The 13,097-nt window shown below is 49.8% G+C and carries 13 protein-coding genes; 8 read left to right on the forward strand and 5 right to left on the reverse strand.

The window, feature by feature from the left end; all coding sequences use genetic code 11:
• Positions 1-78: 78 nt before the first annotated feature.
• The 6 genes from G3M78_10605 (at position 79) to G3M78_10630 (ending at position 7,225) form a co-directional block, all read left to right on the forward strand.
• The gene (locus tag G3M78_10605; GenBank protein ID QPJ65816.1) at positions 79-2,358 is read left to right on the forward strand and encodes a hypothetical protein; all 2,280 of its coding nucleotides are present in this window, start codon (positions 79-81) and stop codon (positions 2,356-2,358) included.
• A 180-nt stretch (positions 2,359-2,538) separates the two neighbouring features.
• Positions 2,539-3,399: an S-methyl-5'-thioadenosine phosphorylase gene (gene mtnP, locus G3M78_10610; GenBank protein QPJ65817.1), complete on the forward strand. Its 861-nt coding sequence runs from the start codon at positions 2,539-2,541 to the stop codon at positions 3,397-3,399.
• A complete protein-coding gene (gene hemL / locus G3M78_10615; protein QPJ65818.1) occupies positions 3,396-4,688 on the forward strand; it encodes a glutamate-1-semialdehyde 2,1-aminomutase in 1,293 nt (430 codons plus the stop codon). Before mtnP ends, hemL begins: the two co-directional genes overlap by 4 nt.
• 85 nt (positions 4,689-4,773) lie before the next feature.
• Complete coding sequence (eno, locus tag G3M78_10620; protein QPJ65819.1) at positions 4,774-6,066, forward strand: phosphopyruvate hydratase; 1,293 nt, start codon at positions 4,774-4,776, stop codon at positions 6,064-6,066.
• A 54-nt stretch (positions 6,067-6,120) separates the two neighbouring features.
• Positions 6,121-6,444, forward strand: a complete 324-nt coding sequence (locus tag G3M78_10625; protein QPJ65820.1) for a septum formation initiator family protein — start codon at positions 6,121-6,123, stop codon at positions 6,442-6,444.
• A gap of 493 nt (positions 6,445-6,937) precedes the next feature.
• Positions 6,938-7,225, forward strand: a complete 288-nt coding sequence (locus G3M78_10630) for an integration host factor subunit alpha (protein ID QPJ65821.1) — start codon at positions 6,938-6,940, stop codon at positions 7,223-7,225.
• Positions 7,226-7,248: 23 nt separating this feature from the next.
• Here G3M78_10630 and queA read toward each other — a convergent pair whose 3' ends face one another.
• On the reverse strand, positions 7,249-8,298 hold the full coding sequence (gene queA / locus G3M78_10635) for a tRNA preQ1(34) S-adenosylmethionine ribosyltransferase-isomerase QueA (protein ID QPJ65822.1): 1,050 nt from the start codon (positions 8,296-8,298) through the stop codon (positions 7,249-7,251).
• 355 nt (positions 8,299-8,653) lie between these two features.
• Between queA and G3M78_10640 the strand changes: the two genes are divergently transcribed.
• On the forward strand, positions 8,654-9,574 hold the full coding sequence (locus G3M78_10640; protein ID QPJ65823.1) for a cytochrome C-554: 921 nt from the start codon (positions 8,654-8,656) through the stop codon (positions 9,572-9,574).
• Between the two features lie 121 nt (positions 9,575-9,695).
• Positions 9,696-11,081, forward strand: a complete 1,386-nt coding sequence (locus G3M78_10645; protein QPJ65824.1) for a nucleotide sugar dehydrogenase — start codon at positions 9,696-9,698, stop codon at positions 11,079-11,081.
• Positions 11,082-11,092: 11 nt separating this feature from the next.
• Here the strand turns inward: G3M78_10645 and G3M78_10650 are convergent, their stop codons facing one another.
• From G3M78_10650 to G3M78_10665, 4 genes are read right to left on the reverse strand one after another with little or no spacing between them, the layout of a single operon-like run.
• Positions 11,093-11,398, reverse strand: coding sequence for a hypothetical protein (locus G3M78_10650; protein QPJ65825.1), 306 nt, complete (start codon positions 11,396-11,398; stop codon positions 11,093-11,095).
• Between the two features lie 3 nt (positions 11,399-11,401).
• Entirely contained in the window at positions 11,402-11,797 is a 396-nt protein-coding gene (locus G3M78_10655) for a RidA family protein (protein ID QPJ65826.1), read from the reverse strand.
• Positions 11,798-11,816: 19 nt separating this feature from the next.
• Complete coding sequence (gene recO / locus G3M78_10660; protein QPJ65827.1) at positions 11,817-12,566, reverse strand: DNA repair protein RecO; 750 nt, start codon at positions 12,564-12,566, stop codon at positions 11,817-11,819.
• Positions 12,553-13,080, reverse strand: coding sequence for a methylated-DNA--[protein]-cysteine S-methyltransferase (locus G3M78_10665; protein ID QPJ65828.1), 528 nt, complete (start codon positions 13,078-13,080; stop codon positions 12,553-12,555). Before G3M78_10665 ends, recO begins: the two co-directional genes overlap by 14 nt.
• Between the last annotated feature and the right edge of the window lie 17 nt (positions 13,081-13,097).

Here is a 13,097-nt window from a genome sequence, read left to right on the forward strand (position 1 = left end):
GTTTATATAAACCTGATATATAATGGTTTTTTTCGCGTTTGGGCTTAAGCGAGCCAAAAAAAATTGTGAGGACCTGTTATGGCCGAAGAATCTTTTTCAAGACCTCCTGACGATTCCGTTAAAAAAAAGGAATCGACGCCTTCTCAATTTGACGTGAAGCAATTCAGTGAATTGATTGACCGCGCCGCGCTGGAACGTAAAAATCTCCAGATGCTGGCTGAGTATTTCGATAAGAAATCGGATGAGCTGGAACAACGCCAACGATTTTTCGAAAGCATCAACACCCGCCTTCCCGACACTCTAAAAAAGCTCGATAATCTCAATATCCGTATGGAAGAAGTGAAGACCCTCGACGTGCGCGTCCGGGATTTTCAGCGGATTTCCAAAGAGCTGGAGTCCAACTACTCAACCCTGACCCGTGAATTGGAAGAGATGCACCTGCTCACGGAGCATATTGGCAACAAGGTCAAGGGACTGGAGCAACAGCGCAATCTGGTCGAGAAGGCCAATGAAGACGCGGGCCGACTGAATGTCCTGATCTGGGACATGGATTCCAAGGTCAAAAAACTCAAGGAAGAAAACAAAAAGGTCAAGGAAACCGATCGCAACATCAATCGCCTGGAACACATGCTGGAGACCATCTCCGGTCATATGGAAGAGGTCGTTGAATTCAAGGATACGATGAAGTCTACGGCGGGCAAGGTCGTGGAGATGAAAGACGTTCTGATCGAACTCGATTCACGCTACGAACGTATCCGCAAGGAAAAAACCATCATTGAAGGTTACACGAGAGACGCCTCCGAGTTGAAACGATCTCTCGCCACGCTTCAGGAAGATTACGGAAAACTTCTGGGGCAGAGCCACATGATCAAGGAAACCCAGGACACGCTCAACCAACTGGTGCGCGACACCGCTGAATTGAAGATTGAGTCGAAAAATATTTCCGTAAAAAATGAAATGATTCGCGCCATCAGCGGTCGCCTGAGGGATCTGGATTCCATCGCCGTTGAAGTGGAGACGCGCATCTCCAAGATATCCGAAGAAAAAGTCATCATCGACAAGACCGAAGAGAAAATCAATAAACTGAATACCTTTCTCATCGACAATCTGAGCAACAAGATGAAACTGCTCAAGGACGAAATGAAAGTCATCGACGGCGCCAGCGAAAAGATGGGTCGATTCAATATCATGGCGGAGGAAGCGGATCAGAAGTTGTCTCGGCTCGATGAGGAGATTCAGAAGGCCGACACGATTCAGGGCATCCTTGTTAAGATCGAGGAGTTGGGCGAGACCACGCAACAGCAGATGAGCGAGATCATTCGGAAAAATCAACTCGTCAGCCAGGTTGACAAGAAGATCAACGACCTCAGCTCCATGGTCATCAGTCTCGACGTCAAGATGGAAACGCAGATGCAACGAAAAGCCCTCATCGAGAAAATGGAGAAGAAGGTGGACGGTCTGGATTTCTTCATTGAAGAAGCCAATATCAAGATCGCCAACGTGACCAAGAAAATCGACTTCCTAGAAAAAATCGATCAGCGTCTCGAAGATTTGAAGAACATGACCAACACGGTCGAAGAAAAGATTCTCGACATTGCCAAAGAGAAGGCGGCGATCGACGATCAGGAACGCCGCATGAACAGCCTGTCTTCAAAACTCAGCATTCTTGAAATTGAGATGCGTTCCAAGTTCAAAGACCTGCAGGACGCGAACGATGAAATCGTGAAGATTGAAGGCATCCGTCAGGAACTGGGGGAGGTCTCCGTTAATTTTGAAGACAAGGTCGCCTTGCTGGACAAAGACCTGATCAAAGTCCAGCACACCGAGAACAAGATTCAGGATCTGGAGCGCCTGCTCAAAGACCTGCGCGACCGCCAGCAATCTCTGGAAGAAAATGAGGATACGATCCTGCGCGCCGAAAAGAAGGTGGACTTGTTGGGCAATATGTTGTCGCAACTGGAAATCCGAATCAAGAGCGTGAACTCCAGCGAGAACAAGGTCAAGGAAACGCAACGGGCGTTGGCGGAACTGGAAGCGGTGATCAAGCATGCGAATATGGAACGCGACCGAATCGAACGAGAGAAAGAGCACATCGATCAGATCAACGTGAATATAGAAAAACTAACCTCCATCACCGAAGAAGCGGAATCCAAAATCGATCTTCTAAACAGTCGCATTCACATGCTGGACGAAGTGGAGAAGAAACTGGGCGCTCTCAAGTTGATGTCAGAGGACGTGGGCGTGAAAGTGCAGAGTTTGAAGGAAGAGGAGAGCACCATTTCGAGAGCGGTGGAGAGTGTTGCGGAATTGAAGTTTTTGTTGAGCGAAGTTGAGAAAAAGAAACAGGGGCTTCTCTGATTATTCCTTCGCGAATCCAGATATTCACAGCTTTTATTTAAAGGGTGTCGCCATCCCCGTATAGCGGTTGTTCCACGCCCCTTGCCTGAAAAAATTCCTTCCGTTTATTTTAATAGATATAAAAAAATTGATATGACATTTCTAGCCCTTGCATCAACAGGGTATGAGGAGATATGAAGAATGGATACTATGTTGACGGGAGTCATCGGCGGTAGCGGTTTGTACAAGATGAAAGAGTTGAAAATACTCGAAGAGAGGGACGTTGAAACTCCGTTCGGCTCGCCGTCTGATAAAGTGGTTATTGGTGAATTGAACGGCGTTCGTCTGGCGTTTTTACCGAGACATGGCGTGGGCCATCGCATCCCGCCGTCGGATATCAATTTTCGCGCCAACATCTACGCGATGAAGAAACTGGGCGTCGAGCGAATCGTGTCCATCAGCGCGGTCGGCAGTATGAAGGAAGAATACCCGCCAGGGCATTTCGTGATTCCTGACCAGTTCATTGATCGCACGCATCGCCGCATCTCTACATTTTTCACGAACGGTCTGGTCGGTCATGTCAGCTTTGCCGACCCGGTATGCGGCACGCTATCGAATCTCTTGTACGAGTCTGCGCAGGCGGTTGGCGCGCCGACGCATAAAGGCGGTTCCTATATCTGCATCGAAGGACCCCAGTTTTCCAGCCGCGCCGAATCGCATCTGTACCGTCAATGGGGCGTTGACGTGATTGGCATGACCAACGTGACCGAGGCCAAACTGGCGCGGGAAGCCGGACTGTGTTATGCGACGCTGGCGCTGGTAACCGATTACGATTGCTGGAAAGTGGAAGAAGAGGAAGTGACGCTGGAAGCCGTTTTGGAAATCATGCACAAGAATGTGGAGATGGCCCAGCGCGTATTGAAGGATCTCATTGGACGTCTGGAAACGGCGCCGTCGTGGAATTGCAAAAAGGCCGCGGCAAATGCGATTGTTACCGACCGGAGTCTGATCCCCGAAAAATTGAAAAAGGACATGTCGATTCTGTTCGAGGAGTTATCGTGAAGCGAAGCCAGTCAGAAAAATTATTCGAAGAAGCCCAACGCTACATGCCCGGCGGCGTTAACAGCCCGGTGCGAGCGTTCAAATCCGTTGGCGGTCATCCCCTGTTCATTCAAAGCGCGCAGGGCGCGCGTATCACCGACGCGGACGGCAATGAATTCATCGACTACGTCGGTTCCTGGGGACCGTTGATTCTGGGTCATGCGCACCCGCGCATCGTCGAGGCGATCACGAAACAGGCAAAAATCGGAACCAGTTACGGCGCGCCCACAACGATGGAAATTGATCTGGCAAAAAAGGTGGTCGACTGCGTTCCCTCCATCGAAATGGTGCGTATGGTCAACTCCGGCACCGAAGCGGTGATGAGCGCCTTGCGGTTGGCCCGCGGCGTTACCGGTCGAGATTTTATCGTGAAGTTTGAGGGCTGTTATCACGGCCACGGCGACAGCTTGCTGGTTAAGGCGGGATCGGGGCTGGCCTCTCTGGGCATTCCGGATTCGCCGGGTATTGTTGACGATCTGGCTCACAAAACCCTGACGCTTCCCTACAACGACAGCGATAAAGTTCGTGAATTGTTTGACAAGCGCGGCGATGAAATCGCCTGTCTGATTGTGGAACCCATCGCCGGCAATATGGGCGTGGTGCCTCCGCGACCCGGATTTTTGCAGACCCTGCGCGAGGTCACACAGGAGCATGGCGCCTTGCTGATATTTGACGAAGTCATCACCGGCTTCCGCGTTGGACTGGGCGGCGCCCAGGAATTGTATGGCATCCAACCGGATCTGACCACGCTTGGAAAAATCATCGGCGGCGGTTTACCCGTTGGAGCTTACGGCGGAAGCGCAAAATTGATGTCCAATATTTCCCCTGTTGGGCCGGTGTATCAGGCCGGAACCTTGTCGGGAAATCCATTGGCGATGGTGGCCGGTAGCGCCATGCTGGAGGCGCTGTCTGAGCCGGGACTGTATGAATCTCTGGATGCAATGGCAAAAACTTTATGCGACGGCTTTCAACAACACGCCGATCGATTGGGAATTCCCGTGCAGATTCAGCGCGTCGGTTCCATGTTTTCGATGTTTTTCACGGATCAGGAGATCGTCGATTTTGCCTCTGTCAAAACCGCCGATGCGGATTTTTTCAAGAAATATTTTAACGCTCTGTTGGAAGAGGGCGTGGCGATAGCGCCTTCTGCGTTTGAAGCGGGCTTTGTCAACGCCGCTCATACTAATGAAGATATCGAAAAAACGCTTGAAGCGATGGGCACGGCGCTCGGCCGGGCGATGAATAAATAATTACAAAGCAAGGCGCGGCCTCAGAATCTGACGGATCGCGATTAAAAAATTAAATGCAGGCTGAAAATTCCAGGGAGCGAATGCGATGAGCGAGATTGTTGGCTTACAGGCGAGACAAGTGTTGGATTCCAGAGGCAACCCCACGGTTGAGGTTGATATCTTGCTCGAATCAGGCATCACCGGACGGGCGATGGTTCCTTCCGGCGCGTCTACGGGGTCAAGAGAAGCGGTGGAGCTGCGCGACGGCGATCCCAAGAAATATATGGGCAAGGGAACGCTGAAAGCCGTCAATAACGTGAACTCCAAAATCGCTCCGGAACTGGTCGGCATTGAAGTCACCGAGCAGGTCTTGATCGACACCCTGCTTGTTGAAATAGACGGGAGCAAAAACAAGAGCAAGCTGGGGGCCAATGCAATCCTCGGCGTTTCCCTGGCGGTGGCCCGGGCGGCGGCGAACGAGCTGGAGTTGCCGCTGTTCCAATACATCGGCGGCACCAACGCCAAAGAGCTTCCCGTTCCGATGATGAACGTTCTCAACGGCGGCGCGCACGCGGACAACAACGTCGATATTCAGGAATTCATGATCGTGCCTGTGGGCGCGCGCAGTTTTTCCCAGGCTCTGCGAATGGGAACCGAAATCTTTCATCACCTGAAAGCCGTGTTGAAGAAAATGAATTGCAGTACGGCGGTTGGCGACGAGGGCGGCTTCGCTCCCGATTTGAAGTCCAATGCGGAAGCGATTGAAGTGATTTTGAAAGCGATCAAATCGGCGGGCTACAAGGCGGGCAAGGATGTGTGCCTGGCTCTGGACGTTGCCGCGTCTGAACTGTATTCTGCTAAGAAGTACAACCTGGCCGCTGAAAAAGGCAAATGGTCGAGCGCGCAGATGGTGGAGTTCATCGCTTCATTGACTTCGCGCTACCCGATCATCAGCGTGGAAGACGGACTGGATGAAAGCGACTGGAAGGGCTGGAAGCAACTGACCGACGCGATCGGCGATACGGTGCAGGTGGTCGGCGACGACGTCTTCGTGACCAATACGGAAATTCTCAAAAAGGGCATCAAGGAAGGCATCGCCAATTCCATCCTGATCAAAGTCAACCAGATCGGCACTTTGACGGAAACTCTGGATGCGGTGGAAATGGCGAAACGTTCCGGTTACACCGCTGTGATTTCGCATCGCTCCGGTGAAACCGAAGACACGACGATTGCCGATCTGGCGGTCGCGGTCAACTCCGGGCAGATCAAGACAGGCTCCCTGTGCAGGACTGACCGGATGGCAAAATACAATCAATTGTTGCGCATCGAAGAGATTCTTGGCGATACCGCGATCTATCGCGGAATGGATTCTTTCTATAATTTGTCGAAAAGAAAGTAAAATTTTGATATTATTGGACTTAGGCAGTTTTTCGCAACTCTTGATGCGTTCTGAATGAGTAAATATTCGACTTATCATAAATCCATCTTTCTGAGCATCGCTTTTTTCATGGTGATGATTCTGGTCGCCATATTTCATAAAGATGGAATAATGACAGTTTTTAAAATCGAAACGGAAGCGCTTTCCCTGGAACAAAGCAATGATCGTATCCGCGAGGAAAACAAACGCCTGACTCAAGAGATAGCGCTTCTGCGATCCGACCCCTATGCGATCGAAACCATAGCGCGGGAAAAATTAAATCTCGTTCGCCCCGGTGAAAAAATGTATCGCATCCTTCCTCTGGACCCAGATAATTCCCCTGCGATGGGGAAGAACTGAATCCCTCCCACAGCGTATTATCCGATTTTTGTATTTGTTCTGATTTGAAATTTACGTTAAAGCGCGGGCTTCTAGGCGGAGCCGTATTATTCGGATATTCTATTTTTAAATTGCTATAAACCTGAGTCTTCAAGAAGTTTTTTTAAATTCACTATAAATAAAGATTTTTTTGAGCCGTTTTTCAGTCGTTTTGCAGGGGGGAGAGGATGCCTTGGATTTTGCTGGTTTTCTTTCAATAAAAAAATTAAAATATATTGAATAAGATATTGATATTTTTAAGATAAATGGTAAAGTAGTCTCATTCAAAATAAATGAAACTTCTACGGGATAGGACGCAGATTCTTTGAGTCGCACCCATTTTAGATACCAAGTTCCTTGCATGTTTAAATTTTTTCCAAGAACGCTTTGGGGGTCATCGAACAGCGAGGGTCTTAAGAAATTCTATATATTTTGATCAGTCAAGTTTTGCATTTTCAATTCGTTTGGAGGAGATATGACCAAGCAAGACATCATAAACAGGGTGAGTAGCAAAGCCGATCTTTCCAGAGCGAAAGCCGAGGAAGCGGTTGAAACTGTTATTGAATTGATTAAAGAATCTTTGGGCCAGGGTGAAGCCGTGATTCTTCGTCGTTTCGGGACATTTCAGGTTCGGGCTAAAACCAAGCGAATGGGGCGTAATCCCAAAACGGGACAGGAAGCTGAAATTTCCGCCAGAAAAGTGGTTCGATTCAAGTCTGGAAAGCATTTCAAGTCCACGGTAAATGTAAACGAGAAGGAGTAGCCTTTTCGAGCTTACCTTGATCGCTATGTAATGAGCATCGCATCTCCGTAACTGAAAAATCGATACTTTTGTTTTATGGCCTCATGGTAGGCCTGTTTAATCAAATCGGAACCCCCAAATGCGCAGGTCAGCAGGAACAATGTGGATTTGGGCAGGTGAAAATTGGTTAAAAGCAAGTCCACGTTTTTAATGTCGTGGCCCGGATAAATAAAGATGTCGGTTGATCCGCTGATATTTGATCCGGCTTCCACTGTCAGCTTCACTGATTCAAGCGTTCGGACACAGGTCGTCCCAACCGCCAGAATGGGTTTCCCTTCCTTCTTTTGAATAACCAGTTTATTCCACTCCTCACGCTCGATCAGAAAATTTTCATTTTCCATGCGGTGTTTTTCAATAATCTCTTCGCGTATCGGCTGGAAGGTTCCCGGTCCCACCAGTAAAGTCAAGTACGCCAGAGTTGCTCCTGCCTGTTTTAACTGATCCATCACAGTCTCAGTGAAGTGCAGACCCGCTGTCGGCGCGGCTACGGCCCCATCGTTCCTTGCGAACACGGTTTGATAGCGATCCCGATCGAGTTGTTTCAATTCTGTTTCATCAGTGAGAGAGCGCTTGATGTAGGGCGGCAAAGGCATGTCCGCCTGTTCGATCAAACGCTTCTTTAAAGCGTCGCCCGCGACATCGAATTTCAAGACGGCGTATGCATCTTCTCTTCCTGCAAATACAGCCTCCAGAGTTCCGTCGCAATAGCGAATGCGCAGGCCCGGTTTCAATCGCGACAAGCCTTTTATCAAGGCCCGGCAGGTTCCTGAATCGTCGCGGCTCACGATAAGAGTTTCAAATATTCTGTCAGAGCCATCGATGCGTCCAAATAATTTACCGGGAACGACCCGCGCATTATTGAAGGTCAGCAGACAGTTGTCGGGAATCAATTGCGGCAGTTCATGGAAGGCGTGATGGGAGATTTCGCCGCGTTTCCGGTCGATGACCATCAGGCGGGATGAATCCCGAGTTTCTGCAGGCCGTTGCGCGATCAGTTCAGCGGGAAGTTCAAAATCAAAATCAGAGAGATTCACAGAGACACCGGTTGGCAAAGAAGGGAGAACGGATCAATCAACAGGGTGAGTTTGGGTGAAAGCGATAGTCATGTATAGCTACAGTTGTTTTATATGCAATCGGGCGCGTTGCGGCCTTGCAATGTGCAATAACATAGGACAGATTGACGCCCGGTTCAAATGAAAGATAGCAAGCCTTTGCGAAAGAATTTTCAGGCAAGCCAAAAGAGCTATCTGAGAATGACTGAAACACCGCATTTACAGTGCATAAGGCCTTGAAAATCTGGAAACAAAATGGCCTTAACTATTGACCCCAACCTTGTTTTATATTATCCTTCGACCGTTAATATAGAGGGTTTCTTGGCGTTTTACTCAAATGTTCTTGGGGGAACTAATGTACAAAATTTTAAAGAATCTGAGTCTGGCATTGGTTGCCATGGTACTCGTCATAGGAAATAGCGATCCGGCTTTTGCAAAAAAGAAGAAAGTACCGGCTTCGCCTAAATACGTGGGAGCTGTTAAATGTAACGGAAGTTGTCATGACCCGTATTATCAGGCATGGAAGAATTCCCCCCACGGTGGAACTTACAAATTATTGAAAGCAGGCGAGCGAGCCGAGGCTAAAAAACGAGCCAAGTTGGACCCTGATGAGGACTACACGACCAACCCTCTCTGTCTGCGCTGTCATACGACCGGTTATCGCCAGAAAGGCGGATTTAAAGCGGCGGATTCCAAGAAACCTTCAGCCATTGACCCTTCCGAGCCAAATCTGGAGCAGGTCGGTTGTGAAATGTGTCACTCCGTCGCAGGCGGATCGCAGATGCGCGTTGTGATGAAGAACACGAAGGGCGACTTTGCCAAGGCCGATATCGAAAAATACGGACAGCGCTGGGATTATGCGAATGTCTGTACGCGATGTCACACGCATCCCAAAACGCCGTTCCTGCCCAGTGTCCATGATAAATACAAATTCAATTTTGAAGAACGCAAAATGAAGGTTCACGAAATTGATAAATATTGGACGGAAGATAATCAGGACCAAAAGGTAGAGAAAAAGGCCGACCGAGCTAAGGAAACAGGCATTACCGAGAAAACTCCTCTTGTGATCGAGGACTTTAAATTGCTTGAGAAGAAGGGCAAGAAGAAGCTCGTGTTTGATAAAAAGACGCTTCCTTATCAGTCGGTTTCCAAGAAAGACAAAAAGGAGTTCAAGAAGAAGTTTGGTAAGAAATATAAAAAGACCAAAGAATGGAAAGAGTTTCTTGCCAAACGAGATCCTTACGTCTACAAGAAGTAAATTGAATGGTAGCGAGTTTCGTTTGAATCGCTCTCATAAAAATAGTTGAGCTTTAATGAAAGGCCTGGTCCGCTTGGACCGGGCCTTTTATCGTAGAACGCAACCTTAAACAGTGGATTCAATGAGCCAACCCGGATTTGTTAAAAATATTTTATGCATTGGGGCCGGTTATGTAGGCGGCCCTACGATGACGGTGATCGCCAACCAGTGCCCGGATTACAAGGTCACGGTTGTCGATATCTCGGAAGACAGGATCAATGCGTGGAACTCTGACAAGCTCCCCATCTTTGAGGTGGGTCTGGATGAGCGAATTAAAAAATCGCGCGGCAAGAATTTATTTTTCTCCACGCAAATCGACGAAGAGATTGAAGCGGCAGACATTATTTTTGTCGCTGTGAACACGCCGACCAAAACCTTTGGCGAGGGAGCAGGCAAGGCGGCGGACCTTCAATACATTGAGAAAACGGCGCGCCGGATCAAGAGTGCGGCGAAGTCTTCCAAGATCGTCATTGAAAAGAGCACAATCCCGGTGCGCGCGGCGGAAACGCTGGAAACGATTCTTCATTCTGGAGAAGGCTCGGTTCGATTCGAAATTTTATCCAACCCGGAGTTTATGGCTGAAGGGACGGCGATTCAGGATATGGAATGCCCCGACCGTATATTGATCGGCTCGAACGACACGGATACGGGGCGCGCGGCGCGGGATGAATTGATGAAAATTTATCTCAACTGGGTGCCTCGCGAAAAATTAATCACCACCAATTTGTGGAGTAGTGAACTGTCCAAGCTGGTTTCCAACGCTTTTTTAGCGCAGAGAATTTCCTCGATCAACAGCATCGCGGCCTTGTGCGAGGCGACCGAAGCGGATGTGAGCGAAGTGGCCCGCGCAGTGGGTATGGACTCGCGAATCGGTCCCAAATTTCTGGGGGCGGGCGTGGGTTTTGGCGGTTCCTGTTTTCGCAAGGATATTCTGCATCTGGTTTACCTCTGCGAATATTATGATCTGGAGGAAGTCGCGCGTTTCTGGGAGCAGGTGGTTGCGATCAACAATTATCAGGTCGAGCGATTTGTGAAGCGCATTTTACACGCCATGTTCAATACGCTGGTGGGAAAAAAAATCGCTATCTTTGGATACGCTTTCAAACCGGATACCAGCGACACGCGGGACGCCCCCGCCAGTTACGTTTGCCATCGCCTGATGACGGAACAAGCGGTTCTCGCCATCACGGACCCGCACGCTCTGGGCAACGCCCGGTTCGACTTTGAGACGGACCCGGAGGGTGTGAGTTTTTGCGAAGATCCCTATGAAGCGGTGCGCGGAGCGCATGCGATTGCTTTGGTTACGGAATGGAAGCAATTTCGCGAGCTGGATTATCAGCGGATTTTTTCCGCTATGGAACAGCCCGCATTCATCTTTGATGGTCGCAACCTTCTCGACCACAAAGCCCTCCATGAAATCGGCTTCAATGTATACCCACTGGGCAAGCCCTCTCTAACCCATTTCTAGTCAAGACGCGCTTAACCTTCAGGGGTCTCGTCGCTCTGCGTTTTCAATTCGTCCGTTGCGCTTGCAAGATTTTCATCCGAGTGACAGAAGGTGCAGGTCGACATGGGGCGATGCGGCATGATGGGAATATTTTCTGATTCTGTCATGTGACAGCTGAGGCAGGTCTCAGCGTTTGCTGATCCCTGATGTTCGGGGATGGGACTCAGAGCGGGAGCCGCGGTCAGAAATCCGTAGCCGATGGTTCCGATCGTGACCACGCCGATGAACGCCATGAACCGGAAAAAATTGCGTTGTCCTGTATTTTTTTTTCTAGCCATAATTTAAGCGACGCTTCCTTCTGAATGGGCGATGAAGTCAATCTCTACCAATGCGTTCTTGGGAAGGGCGGCGACCTGAACGCAGGAACGCGCGGGATTGGATTCCGGGAAAAAGGTTTCATAAACCGAGTTCATGTCTGCAAAGTGTCCCATGTCCGCAAGGTACACGGTGGTCTTGATGATATGGTTGAAGGTCAATCCCTCGGCGTGCAGAATGGCTTTGATATTTTGCATGACGCGCTGGGTTTCCTGTTTGATGTCGCCGCCATCCATCGCCCCGGTTTCCGGGTTGAGGGCGATCTGGCCCGAGGAAAATAACAGGTTTCCAAACAGGACCGCTTGCTCATAGGGGCCGATGGCCGCAGGCGCGTCGGTGGTTTTAACGGCTTTTTTATTCATGGGTATCTCCATCGTTGAATCAAGCTAATGATTTAATAAAGGGGTAAGATTTTAACTCCCGCCCTAGGTGCGACAGAACCAGGCGGTGAGTCACCGTTTCAATTTCATCCTCAAGTCCTTTGGGGAGTCTGAGACGTCCGCTGTTTTGAGGCGTCAGGGCCATCATCTTTTTCAAATAATTGAGCACTCCCTGATTAAAGCGCGTCCCCGGTTGCAAGCGATGGGTGCAGGGTTGACAAAGGATACCTTTGCGATTGTAACTGAAACCGATCCAGCCCGGAGCGGGAACCGACTTGCAGGCGAGGCAATGGTCAAATTCCGGCGAGTAGCCGAGAACCGCCATCAGCTGAATTTCAAACAAACGTCGCAGGATGATGATGTGGTCATTGCACTCAAGAGCCGCTAGCGTGTCGCACAGTAACTGAAAGGCGCCCAGTTCCGGGTGCCCGTCGGGAATCAGGGCGTCGATCAATTCCAGAAAATACGCCCCAGTGAAAGTCTTTTTGTAGTCTTCCCGTATGGGATGAAACGAGCGGATGATATCGGCTTGATTCAACCGGTAAAGATTCTGGTTCTCCTTGCCAAAATAGATCATCTCTATCAGAGACAAAGGCTCCAACGCCGCGCCGAAGCGGCTTTTGATCTTGCGCGCCGCCTTGGCGACAACTTTCACCTTGCCGTAACGGTCGGTGAGAAGCGTCACCAGCTTGTCGGTTTCGGAGAGATTGAAGCGGCGCAGGACAATGGCTCGACAATTATACAGTCCCATGCGTACCGGATTCCAGATCGAGCAGGAAGCGTTTGATGTGGATTCCTCCTGTGTAGCCCCCCAGCTCCCCATTGTGTCTGATGACGCGATGGCAGGGGATGATTAAAGGGATCGGGTTCCTGCCATTCGCGGAGCCGGCGGCGCGGTAGGCGCGCGGACGTTTGGAGGCTTCGGCGAGCCATTGGTAGCTCTGCGTTTTTCCATAGGGAATGTGAAGCACCTGGCGCCAGACCGATTTCTGGAAATCCGTTCCGTGTCCCAGGTCGAGTTTGCAATCAAAACGTTTCAGTTTACCGGAGAAATACTGCTCCACCTGCTTGACGCCCTGGCGCAAGGCCGTTTGGTTCTGGCGCGGCGAGCTGTTGAATTGCTCTTCCAGTTCATTGATGAAATCGTCTATTGAATTGATTTGCAGTTTGAGACGGCACACACCTTTTCCGCGGTCCGCCAACCCGGCCAGGCCGAGCGGGGTTTCAAATAAAGCGTATTGGATGCTGTCGATTGATTTGGGCATTGTGGATTTGAACGCTA

This window comes from Candidatus Nitrohelix vancouverensis, from assembly GCA_015698305.1.
GTDB classification, from domain to species: domain Bacteria; phylum Nitrospinota; class Nitrospinia; order Nitrospinales; family VA-1; genus Nitrohelix; species Nitrohelix vancouverensis.

What these genes read in the sequence shown, in the direction of transcription:
- mtnP (QPJ65817.1), top strand. Translation starts at nt 2,539, where the DNA reads ATGGATACTATGTTGACGGGAGTCATCGGCGGTAGCGGTTTGTACAAG.
- G3M78_10645 (QPJ65824.1), top strand. Translation starts at nt 9,696, where the DNA reads ATGAGCCAACCCGGATTTGTTAAAAATATTTTATGCATTGGGGCCGGT.
- G3M78_10625 (QPJ65820.1), top strand. Translation starts at nt 6,121, where the DNA reads ATGAGTAAATATTCGACTTATCATAAATCCATCTTTCTGAGCATCGCT.
- G3M78_10655 (QPJ65826.1), bottom strand. Translation starts at nt 11,797, where the DNA reads ATGAATAAAAAAGCCGTTAAAACCACCGACGCGCCTGCGGCCATCGGC.
- G3M78_10665 (QPJ65828.1), bottom strand. Translation starts at nt 13,080, where the DNA reads ATGCCCAAATCAATCGACAGCATCCAATACGCTTTATTTGAAACCCCG.
- recO (QPJ65827.1), bottom strand. Translation starts at nt 12,566, where the DNA reads ATGGGACTGTATAATTGTCGAGCCATTGTCCTGCGCCGCTTCAATCTC.
- G3M78_10640 (QPJ65823.1), top strand. Translation starts at nt 8,654, where the DNA reads ATGTTCTTGGGGGAACTAATGTACAAAATTTTAAAGAATCTGAGTCTG.
- G3M78_10630 (QPJ65821.1), top strand. Translation starts at nt 6,938, where the DNA reads ATGACCAAGCAAGACATCATAAACAGGGTGAGTAGCAAAGCCGATCTT.
- G3M78_10650 (QPJ65825.1), bottom strand. Translation starts at nt 11,398, where the DNA reads ATGGCTAGAAAAAAAAATACAGGACAACGCAATTTTTTCCGGTTCATG.
- eno (QPJ65819.1), top strand. Translation starts at nt 4,774, where the DNA reads ATGAGCGAGATTGTTGGCTTACAGGCGAGACAAGTGTTGGATTCCAGA.
- G3M78_10605 (QPJ65816.1), top strand. Translation starts at nt 79, where the DNA reads ATGGCCGAAGAATCTTTTTCAAGACCTCCTGACGATTCCGTTAAAAAA.